The sequence below is a fragment of the Caballeronia sp. 11_S32 genome (assembly GCF_056930355.1).
The window spans coordinates 881,670-897,173 of the sequence record NZ_JBXOWH010000003.1 but is presented as its reverse complement, the minus strand read 5'-3'; the positions used below and the strand labels follow the sequence as shown (position 1 = coordinate 897,173).

Annotated in this window: 14 protein-coding genes and 1 riboswitch; of the genes, 7 read left to right on the top strand and 7 right to left on the bottom strand. The window is 64.4% G+C overall.

Going from position 1 to position 15,504, the window contains the following annotated elements; genetic code table 11:
- Positions 1-71 precede the first annotated feature (71 nt).
- The 4 genes from AC1Z32_RS15820 (at position 72) to AC1Z32_RS15805 (ending at position 4,700) form a co-directional block, all read left to right on the top strand.
- Complete coding sequence (locus tag AC1Z32_RS15820) at positions 72-818, top strand: c-type cytochrome (RefSeq protein ID WP_062604698.1); 747 nt, start codon at positions 72-74, stop codon at positions 816-818.
- A gap of 21 nt (positions 819-839) precedes the next feature.
- Positions 840-2,138, top strand: coding sequence for a c-type cytochrome (locus AC1Z32_RS15815; RefSeq protein WP_483479522.1), 1,299 nt, complete (start codon positions 840-842; stop codon positions 2,136-2,138).
- Positions 2,139-2,262: 124 nt separating this feature from the next.
- Positions 2,263-2,883: a PAQR family membrane homeostasis protein TrhA gene (trhA, locus tag AC1Z32_RS15810; protein WP_483479521.1), complete on the top strand. Its 621-nt coding sequence runs from the start codon at positions 2,263-2,265 to the stop codon at positions 2,881-2,883.
- A gap of 236 nt (positions 2,884-3,119) precedes the next feature.
- A complete protein-coding gene (locus AC1Z32_RS15805) occupies positions 3,120-4,700 on the top strand; it encodes a DEAD/DEAH box helicase (RefSeq protein ID WP_483479520.1) in 1,581 nt (526 codons plus the stop codon).
- A 47-nt stretch (positions 4,701-4,747) separates the two neighbouring features.
- Here AC1Z32_RS15805 and AC1Z32_RS15800 read toward each other — a convergent pair whose 3' ends face one another.
- The 4 genes from AC1Z32_RS15800 to ggt all read right to left on the bottom strand — a co-directional run bounded on the left by AC1Z32_RS15800 (position 4,748) and on the right by ggt (position 9,587).
- Positions 4,748-5,257 (bottom strand): hypothetical protein, encoded by a 510-nt coding sequence (locus AC1Z32_RS15800; RefSeq protein WP_483479519.1) that lies wholly within the window; start codon positions 5,255-5,257, stop codon positions 4,748-4,750.
- Between the two features lie 42 nt (positions 5,258-5,299).
- The gene (locus tag AC1Z32_RS15795) at positions 5,300-6,124 is read right to left on the bottom strand and encodes a ferritin-like domain-containing protein (RefSeq protein WP_483479518.1); all 825 of its coding nucleotides are present in this window, start codon (positions 6,122-6,124) and stop codon (positions 5,300-5,302) included.
- 350 nt (positions 6,125-6,474) lie between these two features.
- On the bottom strand, positions 6,475-7,824 hold the full coding sequence (locus tag AC1Z32_RS15790; RefSeq protein WP_483479517.1) for an MFS transporter: 1,350 nt from the start codon (positions 7,822-7,824) through the stop codon (positions 6,475-6,477).
- A 125-nt stretch (positions 7,825-7,949) separates the two neighbouring features.
- The gene (gene ggt / locus AC1Z32_RS15785) at positions 7,950-9,587 is read right to left on the bottom strand and encodes a gamma-glutamyltransferase (protein ID WP_483479516.1); all 1,638 of its coding nucleotides are present in this window, start codon (positions 9,585-9,587) and stop codon (positions 7,950-7,952) included.
- A 461-nt stretch (positions 9,588-10,048) separates the two neighbouring features.
- On the opposite strand from ggt, the gene AC1Z32_RS15780 reads away from it, so the two are divergent.
- Positions 10,049-10,246 carry a hypothetical protein gene (locus tag AC1Z32_RS15780; RefSeq protein WP_008351420.1) on the top strand — a complete coding sequence of 66 codons (198 nt, stop codon included), beginning with the start codon at positions 10,049-10,051 and terminating at the stop codon, positions 10,244-10,246.
- A 74-nt stretch (positions 10,247-10,320) separates the two neighbouring features.
- On the opposite strand, the gene AC1Z32_RS15775 is transcribed toward AC1Z32_RS15780, so the two are convergent.
- Positions 10,321-10,701: a hypothetical protein gene (locus AC1Z32_RS15775; RefSeq protein ID WP_483481646.1), complete on the bottom strand. Its 381-nt coding sequence runs from the start codon at positions 10,699-10,701 to the stop codon at positions 10,321-10,323.
- A 212-nt stretch (positions 10,702-10,913) separates the two neighbouring features.
- Here AC1Z32_RS15775 and glpK point away from each other — a divergent pair, with 212 nt between their 5' ends.
- Both glpK and ribB read left to right on the top strand, forming a co-directional pair.
- On the top strand, positions 10,914-12,410 hold the full coding sequence (gene glpK / locus AC1Z32_RS15770; RefSeq protein WP_483479515.1) for a glycerol kinase GlpK: 1,497 nt from the start codon (positions 10,914-10,916) through the stop codon (positions 12,408-12,410).
- 119 nt (positions 12,411-12,529) lie between these two features.
- Positions 12,530-12,695: riboswitch (FMN riboswitch) on the top strand.
- Between the two features lie 151 nt (positions 12,696-12,846).
- Entirely contained in the window at positions 12,847-13,584 is a 738-nt protein-coding gene (gene ribB / locus AC1Z32_RS15765; protein WP_483479514.1) for a 3,4-dihydroxy-2-butanone-4-phosphate synthase, read from the top strand.
- 13 nt (positions 13,585-13,597) lie between these two features.
- Here the strand turns inward: ribB and AC1Z32_RS15760 are convergent, their stop codons facing one another.
- Positions 13,598-14,284, bottom strand: coding sequence for an HAD family hydrolase (locus AC1Z32_RS15760; protein ID WP_483479513.1), 687 nt, complete (start codon positions 14,282-14,284; stop codon positions 13,598-13,600).
- A gap of 37 nt (positions 14,285-14,321) precedes the next feature.
- A complete protein-coding gene (locus AC1Z32_RS15755) occupies positions 14,322-15,500 on the bottom strand; it encodes an MFS transporter (RefSeq protein ID WP_483479512.1) in 1,179 nt (392 codons plus the stop codon).
- Positions 15,501-15,504: the final 4 nt, after the last annotated feature.

Below are 15,504 nucleotides of genomic sequence, written 5' to 3'. Positions count from 1 at the left end.
CGCCCCCTGCGTGGCCGTGGTTCGCCACCTTCGCACCGAGCCGCACGAAGCTCGGCAGGTCCCCGAATTTCATGGAGTGTCGCGTGTTTTCAAGACGCATTTTTCGTCCGCTGCTCGCTATGGCTTTTGCCTCGGCTCTGGTAGGCAGCGCTGGCGTTTTCAGCTCCGCCGCGCAGGCGCAAAACCAGCCAATCGCACCGGACACGATGGCCGCCCGCGTGCAAGGCTGCACGGCGTGCCACGGCGTTCACGGTGAAGGCACGGACAACGACTACTTCCCGCGTCTTGCCGGCAAACCTGCCGACTATCTGTACAACCAGCTCCAGAACTTCCGCGAAGGCCGGCGCAAGTACCCGCCGATGAACTACCTCGTCACGTATCTCTCGGACGATTACCTTCATCAGATCGCGACGTACTTCTCGAACCAGCGTCCGCCGTATCCGCAGCCGGCCAAGTCGAACGTCTCGGCCACGGCGCTCGCGCGCGGCCAGCAGATCGTGCTGAACGGCGATAGCTCGAAGAACATTCCCGCGTGCGCGGCCTGCCACGGCAAGGGCCTGACCGGCATGCAGCCGGCCATCCCGGGTCTCGTCGGCCTGCATTCGGACTACATCAGCGCGCAAGTCGGCGCATGGAAGTCGGGCACGCGTCACGCGAAGGCGCCCGACTGCATGCAGCAGATCGCCTCGCGCCTGACGGACGACGACGTGACCGCCGTCGCCGCCTGGCTGTCCACGCAACAAGCACCCGCCAACCCGGTGCCCGCGCCCGCTGGCTCGTTGAAGATGCCGCTCAAGTGCGGCAGCGAACCGCAATAAGGCGTCTGGAGCGACAACATAATGAAACGCAAGTCCCTGTTCGCACTTTCCTCGGCTGTCGTGGTGGCAGCCGTCGCAGCCGGCGCCGTCCTCTGGTCGGGCGGCGACAATCTGCATTCGGGCGGCGCCATCGCGGCGACGCCGGCCGACAAAGCCGCGCTCATCAAGCAAGGTGAATACCTCGCGCGCGCCGGCGACTGTATCGCCTGCCACACGGTGCGCGGCGGCAAGCAGTTCGCGGGCGGCCTGCCGATGGCCACGCCGTTCGGCACCATGTTCACGCCGAATATCACGCCGGACGATCAATACGGCATCGGCAAGTGGACCTCCGACGACTTCTATCGCGCGATGCACACCGGCCGCTCGAAGGACGGTTCGCTGCTGTATCCGGGCTTCCCGTTCACGAGCTACACGAAGGTCACGCGCGCCGACTCCGACGCGATCTACGCCTACCTGCGCTCGGTCCCGCCGGTTTCCGAGCCGAGCCGTCCGCATGAACTGCGCTTCCCGTTCAACAACCGCAACCTGCTGATCGGCTGGCGCACGCTGTTCTTCAGCGAAGGCGAGTACAAGCCGGATCCGACCAAGTCGGTCGAATGGAACCGCGGCGCGTATCTCGTGGAAGGCCTCGGCCACTGCGGCATGTGCCACACGTCGATCAACGCGATGGGCGGCCCGGTCAACTCGGCGGCCTTCGCCGGCGGCCTGATCCCGCTGCAGAACTGGTATGCGCCGTCGCTCACGTCGAACAAGGAAGCGGGCCTCGGCGACTGGGACATCAAGGACATCAACGATCTGCTCAAGACCGGCGTGTCGCAGCGCGGCGCGGTGTTCGGCCCGATGGCCGAAGTCGTTCACAACAGCCTGCAATACATGACCGACGCGGACATCAACGCGATGTCGACGTATCTCAAGTCGATCCCGCAGAAGAAGGAAGCGCCGGAAGTCATGCAGCTCGAGACCTCCGACAAGTTCGGCGGTGAACTGCTCACGCTGGGCAAGAAGGTGTACACCGAGAACTGCGCGAAGTGCCACGCGGAGAACGGTCTCGGCAAGCCGCCTGCTTACCCGCCGCTCGCGAACAATCAGTCGATCCAGATGCAATCGGCCGTCAATCCGATCCGCATGACGCTGAACGGCGGTTATCCGCCGAGTACGGAAGGCAACCCCATGCCGCACGGCATGCCGCCTTTCGCGCAGTCGCTGTCGGATACGGATGTCGCCGCGGTCGTGACGTACATCCGGATGTCGTGGGGCAACCATGGCACGCCGGTGTCGCCGCAGCAGGTGAGCAACCTGCGTTCGGCGCCGCTCGACTGAGGTCCACCGGCCACCGCCGACGTTCATCGCATCGACAGCGTACAATACGCTCTGGGGCGCAGCCTTCGTAGTTGGGGCCGCGCCCTTCGCTTTTTTGCGCATTCGTTTTTGCGGATGGGGTGTCATGCATGCAGGTGAGCGTTTCAACAGCATCAGCCATTTGATCGGCGCGCTGCTCTCGGTGGCGGGACTGACCGCGCTCGTGATCATGGGCGCGCTCGATGGCGACGCGTACAAGGTCGTCAGCTTTTCGGTGTATGGCGCAATGCTCTGCGTGCTCTACATCATCTCCACGCTGTATCACTGCGCGCGTACGCCGCGCATGAAAGCGGTGCTGCAGAAGTGCGATCACTCGGCCATCTACTTGTTGATCGCCGGCAGCTACACGCCGTATACACTAGTGACCTTGCGTGGTCCCTGGGGCTGGTCGCTCTTCGGTGTGAGCTGGGGGCTTGCCGTGCTCGGCATCACGCAGGAGCTCACGCTCGGGCGCCGAACCCGCAGCGTATCGATGATGCTGTACGTGCTGATGGGATGGCTCGCGCTCGTTGCCATTCATCCGCTCGTGACGGCGCTGCCGCCCGCGGGGACCGCGTGGCTGGTGGCGGGCGGCGTGATTTACAGCGCCGGCATTTATTTTTTCATCAACGACGAGCGCATCCGGCACGGACACGGAATCTGGCATCTGTTCGTGCTCGCAGGCAGCCTGTGCCAGTTCGTGAGCGTCGCGCGCTATGTCGCGTGAGCGCCGGACAGAAACGGGCGCCGCTCGCGTCGCAGTGTCATCGATGCAACTTAGCGCCAGATGACGTGTCTTGATAGCACGTCGAACCTCGCGGCAACGCCGGGCGATCGCTGATCGCCGACTGGCCCGCCGCCCGATTCATTCCCGAGCGTCGCACATGCGCTCTGCCGGCCGAACCATGATTCGCCGCAGCCTCGATTCGCATGCGCACCGTTCGACATAACGAACACCAATTTATGTCTTTTGATTCACTTGGTCTGTCTGAACCTTTGCTTCGCGCCGTCAACGAACTCGGCTATTCCAGTCCCACCCCGATCCAGCTTCAGGCGATTCCCGCCGTTCTGAAAGGCGGCGATCTGCTCGCGGGCGCGCAGACCGGCACGGGCAAGACCGCCGGCTTCACGCTGCCGATCCTCCAACGCCTGTCGCAACTCGCGCCCGCCACGGGCGGCGCGAAGCGCCCGGTGCGCGCGCTGATCCTCACGCCGACGCGCGAGCTCGCGGCGCAAGTCGAGGAAAGCGTGCGCGCGTACGGCAAATACCTGAAGCTCAAGTCGACGGTGATGTTCGGCGGCGTCGGCATCAATCCGCAGATCGACGCGCTGCGCCGTGGCGTGGATATCGTCGTGGCAACGCCCGGACGTCTGCTCGATCATATGCAACAAAAGACGATCGACGTTTCGCAGCTCGAAATTCTCGTGCTCGACGAAGCCGATCGCATGCTCGACATGGGCTTCATCCACGACATCAAACGCGTGCTCGCGCGCCTGCCCGCGAAGCGCCAGAACCTGCTGTTCTCGGCCACTTTCTCCGACGAGATCAAGGCGCTCGCCGACAGCCTGCTCGATTCGCCCGCGCTCATCGAAGTCGCGCGCCGCAATACCACGGCGGAGACGGTCGACCAGAAAATCCATCCGGTCGATCGCGAGCGCAAGCGTGAGTTGCTCACGCATCTCATCCGCGGCAACAACTGGTTCCAGGTGCTCGTCTTCACGCGCACGAAGCATGGCGCGAACCGCCTCGCCGAGCAATTGACGAAGGACGGCATCAGCGCGCTCGCGATCCACGGCAACAAGAGCCAGTCGGCGCGCACGCGCGCGCTCGCCGAGTTCAAGGCCGAGACGCTGCAGGTGCTGGTCGCGACCGATATCGCCGCGCGCGGCATCGACATCGATCAACTGCCGCATGTCGTCAACTTCGATCTGCCGAACGTGCCGGAAGACTATGTGCATCGGATCGGCCGTACGGGGCGCGCGGGCGCGGAAGGCGAAGCGGTGTCGCTCGTGTGCGTGGACGAGCATCAATTGCTGAAGGACATCGAACGCCTCATCAAGCGGCCGATTCCGCGCGAAGTGATCGCCGGCTTCGAGCCGGATCCGAACGCGAAGCCGGAGCCGATCCAGCGTCGCAGCCAGGGGCGCGGTCAGGGTCAAGGCGGCCAAGGGCGTCAAGGTCAGCGCAACGGCGAGGCGCGCCCGAATGCGGAAGCGCGTGCGAACGGCGAAGCGCGACGCAACGGCGAAACGCGGCGCAATGGCAATGGCAATGGCGAGCCGCGCCGCGACGGCGGCCGTCCGAATGGCGAGGCACGCGGCGCACGGCCGTCGAACGGAAGCAATAGCGGCAAGTCCGGCGCGCAGCCTTCACGCGAGCCGCGCAATCAGAACAAGCCGAACGTGGGCGCGGGCTCGGCGCCACGGCGCGCGGAACCGGCGCAGGCGGGCCATGTCGCCAATGCGCGTAAGCCGGCGGCCAATCCCGGCGCCCTGCTGGGCGGCCGGCGCGACGCGTTGCGCTCGGGCGATCGCGGCCGTTGAGCCATTCGATGTGATTCGATGCGGCGCGAACGCACCGCGTCGATGCTTCAGGCGGCGGCGCTCGCCGCCCGCTTCAGCCATTCGAGCTGCTCGCGCCAGCGCGCGAGCGCCGGTTGCGCTTCAGTCAATTCGAACGCGATTCCGCTCGTGAGTCGCGCATATCCCACCCGCTGAATTTCTCCGCTCTCGATCGTGCCGACAAAGCACGCGAGCGGCACGTCGTTGAGCGGCACGCGGCGCGCATCGAAATGCACCTGATAGAACGCCTCATCGAACACGAAGGCGAGCGTTGCGCGTCCGGTGGCGGCAACGGCCTGCGCGGTCCGCGACGATGGCCACAGCGCGAATGCGAGCGTGCGCGCATCGGAGGCGAGCAGTTCGCCTGCGCTCAAAAGCGCTGTGCGCACCCGATGCGCGTGATCGGCCGCGCACAGCGATGCGGTGAAACCGCGATCCGCAATGGCGAGCGTGCCGTCGAAAAGCGCGCGCAACTCGGGCGGCCATTCGTCGAAGACGGAGTGCGATGAAAGCGGTTCTGTCGCGTTGGAATCGGTCATAGGAAGATGCCGGTTTTGGGCCAGCATCGCGTCGAGCAAGGTTTATCGGAAGAACAGTTGCGTCATCTTCGAGAGCGGATAATGCACGCCGGGCTGAATGCGCGCGGGCAAGTCGAGCGGCTTGAGCAGCATCTTGATGGCCTGATCCGCCGACAGATTGCGCCGCACGAGCGCGTTCACGCGCGCCGAAAGCTCGCGGTTGTACTCCGCGTCCTGCGCACGCTCAGGATAACGAATGGCGAAGACATGCCGCAGTGCGATCTCGGAATCCTCGCTTTTCAGTTCCATCACGCGCCGCACGAGGGCGCCGAGCACGGCCATGCGGCCATTGCCTTCGATCTTGTTCCACTTCTTGAAGAAATGGAAAAAGTGCTTGTAGTGCCGCACTTCGTCGGTGCGGATGTTATCGGTGATTTCCTTGAGCACCGGTTCATCCGAGCATTCGCCAATCGCGCGATAGAGCGTGGCCGTTCCCGTCTCGACGACACACCGCGCCACCATTTCGAGCGCGCGCTTCTTCTCGAATTCCTCATAAGAGCAGGTGAGCGAGTATTCGTCGAAGAAATTCCTGAACGCCGTGTCCCAGTCGAACTCGGGCCACACGTGATTGATATATGTCTTGAGTGCCCGGCCGTGCTGCATCTCTTCGGGCTCCCATTCATTGTTGAGCCACGCCGAGATCTCGGGGTCGTCGTGAAAATACTTGCTGAGATTGCTCGTGTAGAGATCGGTGCCGCTCTCGATAAATGAGCAGGCGCACAGCAACAAGAGAAGATGTTCGTTGGATACCGCCTTCTGACGATCGATTCGTGCGAGATCGATGTCTTCAATGCGCCACGGCATCACGTGGCTACTTTCTGTGTGCATATATCGCGCTCCCAGGCTGAACTGAACGCGCCATCGGCCAACAAGAGACGGCCGAGGTCAGGCGACGCCGTGAACGGTTCGGTCGCAGCGTCCTCAACTTCAAGTCTTGACGGCTTGTTTTTTCCATCTTAGCCGCCCTGCAACGAGTTTGCAGGCATGGGGACAGACTCGCGCGCGGCGTGCCGGTTCCTTCCATGGCAAATTCTTACGACTCGGAGCGAGGGCTATCGATGCAGCGCAGCATGAAACATGCCGGTTATGCATCGACGGGAAGTTTGAAGAGCGCAAAAGCACGAAGGCGGCCGAAGCCGCCTCGTTTGATTCGAATGAGGGATACCAGCCGTGTGGCGTCAGCTCGCGCGCCGCGCCGTGCGCATGCGCCAAGCGACGATCGCGAGCGACACGCCCGACAATACCGCGGCGAACAGCACGTAGTAACTCGGCGCGAGCTTGTCGCCGGTGGCGTGAATGAACGCTTCGACGATCGTCGGCGCGAATCCGCCGAACAGCGTGACGCCGAGCGCATAGCCGATCGAGAGGCCCGTGGAACGAACACGCGTCGGAAAGATTTCAGACATGAGCGCGGGCATCGGGCCGGAATACGCTGCCTTGAGAATGCCGGCGACCGCTTGCAGCACCACGAGCGACGCGACCGTCGGATGCGCCTGCAGCCACGCAAACATCGGATAAATCGTCACGCCCATGAAGATCGATGTGCCGAGCATGATGCGGATGCGTCCGAGCCGGTCGGACAGCGCGCCCATCAGCGGGGAGAAAATGAACTGTAGTCCGCCGTTGAGCACCACGACGGCGAACGACGCCGTGGCCGGCAGGTGCAGTTGCTTCACGGCATACATCGGCATGTAAAGCTGCAGGACATACACGCCGACTGTCGATTGCGCGACGATGCCGACGGAGAGCAACAGATTCAGCCACTGATTCGAGAACGAGACGCCCGGCGAGCTCGTCATTTTCGCGGGACGCGTCGCGAGAAATTCCGGCGTTTCGTCCAGATGCGAGCGAATGTAGTAGCCGACCGGCCCGACGAGCAGCCCGAAAACGAAGGGAATGCGCCAGCCCCAGCTTTCGAGTTGCGGCTGCGGCAGCCACGCGCTCAGAACCGAGCCGAACGACGCAGCCATGATCGCGGCAAGGCCCTGACTCGCGAACTGCCAGCTTGCGTAATAGCCGCGCCGCGCCTCGCTGTGCTCGACCATGAACGCGGTCGCGCTGCCGAATTCCCCGCCGACCGCGAAGCCTTGCACGAGACGCGCGAGCAGGATCAACAGCGGTGCCGCGACGCCGATGTGCTGATACGACGGCATCACCGCCATCGTCAGGGTGCCGACCATCATCAGCAAAATGGCGAGCGTGAGCGCGGCTTTACGGCCTTTGCGGTCGCCGTAGACGCCGAGCACGATCGCGCCGAGTGGGCGCATCAGGAACGAAATGCCGAACGTGCCGATGGCCAGCATGGTCGAGAGCCACTCGTCGTTCGACGGAAAGAACGCCTTCGCAATGACCGTCGCGAAGTAGCCGTAGACGAGAAAGTCGAACCACTCGAGCGCGTTGCCGACCGACGATGAAAACACGATGCGCCGAATCATCGCCTTCGACGGCGGCGCTTTCTGTGTGAACGTTTCGCTATTCGCCGCCGAGGCGCCTCGAGCATTCGGCGCTTCATACACCTGTTCGTTCATGATGTCCCCTCTCTTGTCGCCCGACGCGGGCGCGCGCGGTCCCCTTCGCTGCCCGTGAGCGGCGAATGGACGCTATGTCTCGTTGGATGGAGACCGGTCACATGACACGGCCTCCGACGGTGGAGTTAGAACCCGGCAGCGAGTCCGTCGCGGCGGCTGTCGCTGGCCGCGACGTAGCCACGCTCGGGATCGTTGCGATCCAGCTTCCAGATGTACTGGCCGGAGCCGAAGTCCATGTACGGATCGTCGATGGACTTGATCGTGTGGCCGAGCCCTTCGAGCCCACGCGCGGTGTCGAGATCAAGCGTGGCTTCGATGTCGATCGTGAAGTCGCGGTTCACCTTCCAGCGCGGCGCGTCGCACGCGGCCTGCGGCTGCTGGCCGTAGTCGAGCATGCGCACGATCGATTGCAGATGGCCTTGCGGCTGCATGTCGCCGCCCATCACGCCGAAGCTCATCACGGCTTCGCGGGCGCCGTCGACTTCTTGCGTCAGGAACGCCGGAATGATCGTATGGAACGGACGCTTGCCGCCCTCGACCACGTTCGCGGACTTCGGGTCCATCGAGAAGCCGCAGCCACGGTTCTGCAACGCGATGCCCGTTTCCGGCACGACCACGCCCGAGCCGAAGCCCATGTAGTTCGACTGGATGAAGCTCACCATCATGCCGCGCTCGTCGGCCACGGACATGTAGATGGTGCCGCCCGCCTTCGGCATGCCGAAATCGAAGTGCGTGGCCTTGGCGGGATTGATGAGTTTCGCGCGCTCCGTCAAATAGGCGTCGTCGAGCATCTGCTCGGGCGTCACTTCCATGGAGCGAGGATCGGCGACGTAGCGATAGACGTCCGCGAAGGCGAGCTTCATCGCCTCGATCTGCAAGTGCTGGGACTCGATGCGGTCCACCGACAGCGCGCTGACATCGAACTTGTCGAGAATGCCGAGCGCGATCAGCGCGGCGATACCCTGCCCGTTCGGCGGAATTTCGTGCACCGTGTAGCCGCGATAGTCCTTGCTGATGGGCTCGACCCAGTCCGCGCGATAGCCGCGCAGGTCGTTCATGGTCAACGCGGCGCCGCCCTCTCGCGCGAACGCGGCAATGCGCTCCGCGATCTCGCCTTCGTAGAAGGCGCGCGGACCGTGCTGCGCGAGCAGCCGCAGCGTCTTCGCGTGGCCCGGAAAGCGCACGAGCTCGCTTACTTCAGGAGCGCGGCCGTGCGGCATGAAGACATCCGCGAAACCCGGCTGATCCTTCAGCTCGGGCACCGCCGCCGCCCACTTGTACGCGACGATGCTCGCCACCGCGTGACCGCGCTCGGCGATCTCGATGGCCGGCTCCATCAGGTCCGCGAACGGCAGCGAGCCGAACTTCGTGTGCAGCGCCTCCCATCCCGCGATGACGCCCGGCACGGTCACCGCATCCCAGCCGCGCTTGGGCTGGCGCGCGAGGCCGTTTTCCTCGCCGTATTTGCGGCGGAAATAATCGACGTTCCAGGCCGCGGGCGACACGCCCGACGCGTTCAAACCGTGAAGCTTCTTGCCGTCCCAGACGAGCGCGAAGGCGTCGCCGCCCAGGCCGCACGACACCGGCTCGACCACGGTGATGGCCGCTGCGGCGGCAATGGCTGCATCTACGGCATTGCCGCCTTTCCAGAGCATGCGCAGGCCCGCTTGCGCGGCGAGTGGATGTGAGGTCGAAACGATGTTGCGGGCGAACACCGGCAGGCGCGGCGTGGGATAGGGGTTTTGCCAGTTGAAGCGAGTCATTGAATGAAGTCCGAAATACCAGCGGGCAGAACCACCCGGGCGATTTTGAAAGCGGGCCGGGCAAAAGACGAATATTGCATTGTCCGCTTAATCCAAAACAAATTCATTTATCGTATAAATTAATGAATGGTGCGCATGGATCGCCCGCGCCGTTCGTGATGCTCAAAGCGTTTCAGCGATGCGCCATGCTTGTGTGCACTGCGGCACGAAGCTCAAGTCGATTCTTCGAATTTCCGGCCGCGATGGACCGCCTCCACCGTGGCAAAAAGTCAAAGGCAAAATTTTCGTTTCGAATTTGGCACTTGTCAGACGCTTGCCTACAATCCCAATTCCCGGCAACCGCAGCACAAAATCAACGCGCTTGCCCGGCTTTTCAGTTTTCCCCGCACAACGTTTCGATGCAAAAAGATCCGGCTTACAAAGCCGGCTGCTTATGCCGTTCGGTCGTCATGGAGAACACAATGCTGAGTCCGCACGAATTTGCCACGCTGCTATTGGTTCAGGAAGCGCCCAATCAGGTCGACATGGAACGCGAGGAGCTCGACGCCCTGCTCGAACGCCAGCTCGTTCAACTAGAAAATCTCGCATCAGGACGCCAGCAATGGCGCCTCACCGCCACCGGTGATTCCACCGTCAAGGCTTTCAAGCGTTACTCGTAGCGCCCGGCAGGACTCAGGGCGCGGCCTGCGGCCGCGTCCGTCTCACCCTCCTTCGCATCTCTGATCAAGCCGCTTCATCCGGCGCGCAGCGTCGGATCGACCGCTGCGCGCCAGCTCAGCGCCTGCGCTCGCTGATCCAGGAAGAAATTCGCCCATGCGCTTTGCGCTTCGGGGCTGGGGTTCGCGCGATAGGCGCGATAGCGCTCGGCGATCGCCGCCTGGAACGCGCAGAAGCGCTCCTTCGACAGCCCGCCGCGCCGCTGGGCCACATAGGCGTCGAAAAAGGCCGAGTAGACCGATTGCGCATCCGCGCCGTAATCGACCGGGGACGTTCCACACATCTCTTGCAGCGCACTGAACGATGGCGCGCCCCTCGTGCCATCCAGGTTCGGCGTGCCCACGCAGCCCGCCAGAATCGCCGCTCCCAGCACGCCTGAAGCCATCAGGATTCGCATCGCAGTCCCCTCGTTCGAATTCGTGCCGCCAGTATCGGACGAACGCAACGGCCGCGCCACTCGGCCGAATGGCATAGGCGATTTGCACTCGACGCAAAAGGTGTTAATCGGCTTATGCCGTTCGGCCGAGTTGTCCGCAGCAGCGCGGTCCGATAGATTTGCCCGAACGAACATCGGCGGACATCTACGTCCGCCCAGACCCGGAGAAGACCATGCAGGATCAGTACGTTCTCGCGCTCGACCAGGGCACCACCAGCTCGCGCGCCATGCTTTTCGACAGGAAAGGCAACGTCGTGTCCGTGGCGCAGAAGGAGTTCCAGCAGATTTATCCGGAAGCGGGCTGGGTCGAGCACGATCCGCAGGAGATCTGGTCGACGCAGGCAGGCGTCGCCGCGGAAGCGGTCACGCGCGCAGGCGCGAGCGCCTCGTCGATCGCGGCGGTCGGCATCACGAATCAGCGCGAAACCACGATCGTCTGGGACCGCGAGACGGGCAAACCGGTCTATAACGCGATCGTCTGGCAGGACCGCCGCACCGCTGCGTTTTGCGACGAACTGAAATCGCGCGGACTCGAATCGATGGTGCGCGCGAAAACCGGCCTGCCCATCGACGCGTATTTTTCCGCGACGAAAATCCGCTGGATCCTCGATAACGTCGAAGGCGCGCGCGGCAAGGCCAAGCAAGGACGGCTCGCGTTCGGCACCGTCGACAGCTGGCTCATGTGGAACTTCACGCGGCACGGCATGCATGTCACCGACATCACGAACGCCTCGCGCACAATGCTCTTCAACATCCACGAGCGGCGCTGGGACGACGAGTTGCTCGACGCGCTCGACATTCCACGCAGCATGCTGCCAGAAGTGCGCACGTCGTCGGAGGTGTACGGCACGACGCAAGGCACCGTGTTCGCCGCGGACATCCCGCTCGCATCGCTCGCCGGCGATCAGCACGCCGCGCTCTTCGGACAGATGTGCACGGACTCCGGCATGGTGAAGAACACCTACGGCACCGGCTGTTTTCTCGTCATGAACACGGGCGGCAAACCTATCGAATCGCGCAACAACCTCGTGACGACGATCGCCTGGCAAATCGGCGATCAGGTCAATTACGCGCTCGAAGGCAGCATCTTCATCGCGGGCGCGGTCGTGCAATGGCTGCGCGACGGGCTCGGGCTCATCCACCGCGCGAGCGAGGTCGAAACGCTCGCGCGCGGCGTGCCGCACAGCGACGGCGTCTATCTCGTGCCGGCATTCGCCGGTCTCGGCGCGCCGCACTGGAACGCGCGCGCACGCGGCACGCTCTTCGGCGTGACGCGCGGCACGACGTCGGGGCATATCGCGCGCGCGGCGCTCGACTCCATCGCGTATCAATCGCTCGATGTGCTGAAGGCAATGGAAGCGGATTTGGGCATGCGCATAGGCGAATTGCGGGTGGATGGCGGCGCCTGCGCGAATGATCTCCTGATGCAGTTCCAGGCGGACATACTCGGCGTCGATGTCGCGCGCCCGCGCATCGCGGAAACGACGGCGCTAGGCGCGGCCTATCTGGCGGGGCTCGCAGTCGGCTACTGGAAGGATGTCGGCGAGCTCAAGGCGCAATGGCAACTCGAACGGCGTTTCACGCCATCGATGCCCGCGCCCGAGATCGAATCGTGTCTCGCCGGATGGCGGCGCGCGATCGACGCGGCAAAAGCCTGGGCGGACAGCTAGGAACGTGCGGACCGCCCATGTCGCTTTCTGGAAAAGCCGCGACGCTTGCGGCAGTGCAAAAAACGATCGCGTGCGGTATCCTAAAAAAGCCGTCGAGCTTTCGAGCTTGCCGGCGTTCAGTACGTCTTCAGGGCGGGGTGTAATTCCCCACCGGCGGTATGTGGCGAGGCTTCGAGGCCGGACCACGAGCCCGCGAGCGCCCGCGCGATCAATTCATGCGCGGGGTCAGCAGATCTGGTGAGAAGCCAGAGCCGACGGTCACAGTCCGGATGAGAGAAGATGTGCAGATGGTCATGTCCGTTCCCCTTGGCGATTCACGCATCGCGCCGAACCGGACGACGCCGCGCCTTCCGGCGCGTCGCCGCGGGGTGCCGTTCTGTCTGTTTGCAATGCCCTGAAACGTTTTTCGCCCAATTTTTCCGCGAGAGCGTTTCACATGTCCCAGATTCAGTTCACCAGCAGCCTGTCGTTCGCCGCACCCGCCGTCATCGCCGATGACGCCACTGCCGATCTTCCGCAACTCGCTTCGTTCGAAATTCCCCCGCGCATCGCCGCCGCGCTCGACGCCATGCGCGCAGGCCGCCCCGTCGTTCTGCAGGACGACGACGATCGCGAAAACGAAGCCGATCTGATTGTCGCCGCCGAAAAGCTCACCGACGCCACGATGGCGCTTTTGATCCGCGAATGCAGCGGCATCGTGTGCCTGTGCCTGCCGGACGAAAAAGTGCGCGCGCTCGAACTCCCGCCGATGGCCGCCGCGAACGGCAGCCGCTACGGCACGGCGTTCACGGTGTCGATCGAGGCGCGGGAAGGCGTGACCACGGGCGTGTCGGCCGCCGATCGCGTGACGACGATCCGCGCGGCCATCGCCGATCATGCGAAGCCGGGCGACATCGTGCGGCCCGGCCACGTGTTCCCGCTGCGCGCGATGCCGGGCGGCGTGCTCGCGCGGCGCGGCCACACCGAAGGCACGGTCGATCTGGCGATTCTCGCGGGCCTCAGGCCGGCGGGCGTGTTGTGCGAACTGATGAACGCCGACGGCACGATGACCCGCGGCGCGCAGGTCGAGCGCTTCGCGAAGGAACACGAGCTGCCGATGCTCACCATCGCGGAACTGGTCGAATTCCGCGCGGCGCTGGCAGCCGCGCGCGAAGCCGTCGAGGAAGCGGCCTAAACCGGAAGCGCCTTCAGGACAGCACGTCGCCGAAATCCCCGCGCACGCCGGCAGCGACGAGCGCGGGCAATTCGTCCATGTGCTCCATGATCCGGGTGATGCCGGTTTCGCGTAGCACCTGCGCGTAGCCGGACGGAATATGGCTCGCCCCGACGAACGCGATGGTCTTCATCCCCGCCGCGCGCGCCGCCGTGAGCCCGGCGACGCTGTCTTCCACGACGAGGCAACGCGCCGGATCGATTTCCAGCGTGCGCGCCGCAAGCAGATAGACGTCCGGATAAGGCTTCGGCCGCTCAACCTGCTGCGCGCTGAACACGCGCGCGCCGACGATCTCGTCGAGCCCAGCGCGCCGCACCGACGCACGCACGCGCTCCATGCGGCTGTTCGACACCACCGCGACAGGCAGGCCGCAACCTTCCAGCGCGGCGCGCACGCCGGCGATCGGTCCGACCGAGCGCGCGAGCTCCACCGAGACGCGCGCCTCGATCGTATCGACGAAGTTCGGCGGCATCAGAATGCCGAACTTCGTCTCCAGATGGGCCAGAAAGCGCGAGGTCTGCTGTCCGAAAGCCGTCTTGACGGCCGGTTTGAAGTCGATGCCGGGAAACGTCTCTGAGAGAACGTCCAGCATGACGCGATCCGCGATGACTTCGCTGTCGACGAGCACGCCGTCGCAATCGCAGATGAGATGATCGATCATGTTGCCTCGGATTACGTTGAGCCAACATGATAAGCGCTCAGCAAGCGTCGGCCGCATTTACTTCCGATGTAACCCGCGGCGCGTCCAGTCGCGCGGCGAACCACGTCACGGCCAGCGCGGCGAGCGCCACCGCGGCGGCGGCCCACGGCAGCGCGTCGAGCCCGTGCCCGTGCGTCAGCACCGCGCCGCCGAGCCACGCGCCGCCCGCATTGCCGACGTTGAACGCCCCGATATTCAGCGTCGACGCGAGATTCGGCGCATCTTTCGCCTTCTCGACGACGCGCGTCTGCAACGGCGGCACCGTCGCGAACGCCGCGATGCCCCACACGAAAATCGTGACGATCGCACCGGTCTGACTGTGGCTCGTCTTCGCGAACACCGCCATGACAATCGCGAGCGCGAACAGAATGCCCATCAGCGACGGCATCAGCGCGCGGTCGGCGAGCTTGCCGCCAATCGTATTGCCGATCGTGAGGCCGATGCCGAACAGCACCAGAATCAGCGTGACCGCGCGCGGCGAGAAACCGCCCACCTGTTCGAGAATCGGCGCGATGTACGTGAACACGACGAACACGCCGCCGAAGCCCAGCACGGTCATCGTGAGCGCGAGCCAGACCTGGCCGTCGCGCAGCACGCGCACTTCCTGGCCGAGGCGGCTTTGCGCGACATCGTGACGATTCGGCACGAGCGCCGTCACGCCGAGCGCGGAGAGCACGCCTAGACCCGCGACGATCCAGAACGTCGCGCGCCAGCCGAGCTCCTGGCCGATGAAGGTGCCGAACGGCACGCCCAGCACGTTCGCGAGCGTGAGGCCGGTGAACATCAGCGCAATGGCGCTCGCGCGCTTTTCCGCCGGCACGAGCGACGCGGCCACCACTGCGCCGATGCCGAAGAACGAGCCGTGCGCGAACGAGGTCACGACGCGCGCGATCATCAGCAGGCCGTAGCCCGGCGCGACCGCGCACAGCACGTTGCCGACGATGAACACGAGCATCAGCAATTGCAGCGCGAGCTTGCGCGGCAGCTTGCTCGTCAGCACGGCGAGCAGCGGCGCGCCGACCGCGACGCCGAGCGCGTAGCCGGTGACGAGGAGACCCGCCGACGGGATCGACACGGAAAGATCGCGCGCGACGTTGGGCAGCAAGCCCATGATCACGAACTCCGTCGTGCCGATGGCAAAGGCGCTGATCGCCAGCGCGAGAAGCGGAAGAGGCATGGTG

What these genes read in the sequence shown, in the direction of transcription:
- AC1Z32_RS15820 (WP_062604698.1), top strand. Translation starts at nt 72, where the DNA reads ATGGAGTGTCGCGTGTTTTCAAGACGCATTTTTCGTCCGCTGCTCGCT.
- AC1Z32_RS15815 (WP_483479522.1), top strand. Translation starts at nt 840, where the DNA reads ATGAAACGCAAGTCCCTGTTCGCACTTTCCTCGGCTGTCGTGGTGGCA.
- trhA (WP_483479521.1), top strand. Translation starts at nt 2,263, where the DNA reads ATGCATGCAGGTGAGCGTTTCAACAGCATCAGCCATTTGATCGGCGCG.
- AC1Z32_RS15805 (WP_483479520.1), top strand. Translation starts at nt 3,120, where the DNA reads ATGTCTTTTGATTCACTTGGTCTGTCTGAACCTTTGCTTCGCGCCGTC.
- AC1Z32_RS15800 (WP_483479519.1), bottom strand. Translation starts at nt 5,257, where the DNA reads ATGACCGATTCCAACGCGACAGAACCGCTTTCATCGCACTCCGTCTTC.
- AC1Z32_RS15795 (WP_483479518.1), bottom strand. Translation starts at nt 6,124, where the DNA reads ATGCACACAGAAAGTAGCCACGTGATGCCGTGGCGCATTGAAGACATC.
- AC1Z32_RS15790 (WP_483479517.1), bottom strand. Translation starts at nt 7,824, where the DNA reads ATGAACGAACAGGTGTATGAAGCGCCGAATGCTCGAGGCGCCTCGGCG.
- ggt (WP_483479516.1), bottom strand. Translation starts at nt 9,587, where the DNA reads ATGACTCGCTTCAACTGGCAAAACCCCTATCCCACGCCGCGCCTGCCG.
- AC1Z32_RS15780 (WP_008351420.1), top strand. Translation starts at nt 10,049, where the DNA reads ATGCTGAGTCCGCACGAATTTGCCACGCTGCTATTGGTTCAGGAAGCG.
- AC1Z32_RS15775 (WP_483481646.1), bottom strand. Translation starts at nt 10,701, where the DNA reads ATGCGAATCCTGATGGCTTCAGGCGTGCTGGGAGCGGCGATTCTGGCG.
- glpK (WP_483479515.1), top strand. Translation starts at nt 10,914, where the DNA reads ATGCAGGATCAGTACGTTCTCGCGCTCGACCAGGGCACCACCAGCTCG.
- ribB (WP_483479514.1), top strand. Translation starts at nt 12,847, where the DNA reads ATGTCCCAGATTCAGTTCACCAGCAGCCTGTCGTTCGCCGCACCCGCC.
- AC1Z32_RS15760 (WP_483479513.1), bottom strand. Translation starts at nt 14,284, where the DNA reads ATGATCGATCATCTCATCTGCGATTGCGACGGCGTGCTCGTCGACAGC.
- AC1Z32_RS15755 (WP_483479512.1), bottom strand. Translation starts at nt 15,500, where the DNA reads ATGCCTCTTCCGCTTCTCGCGCTGGCGATCAGCGCCTTTGCCATCGGC.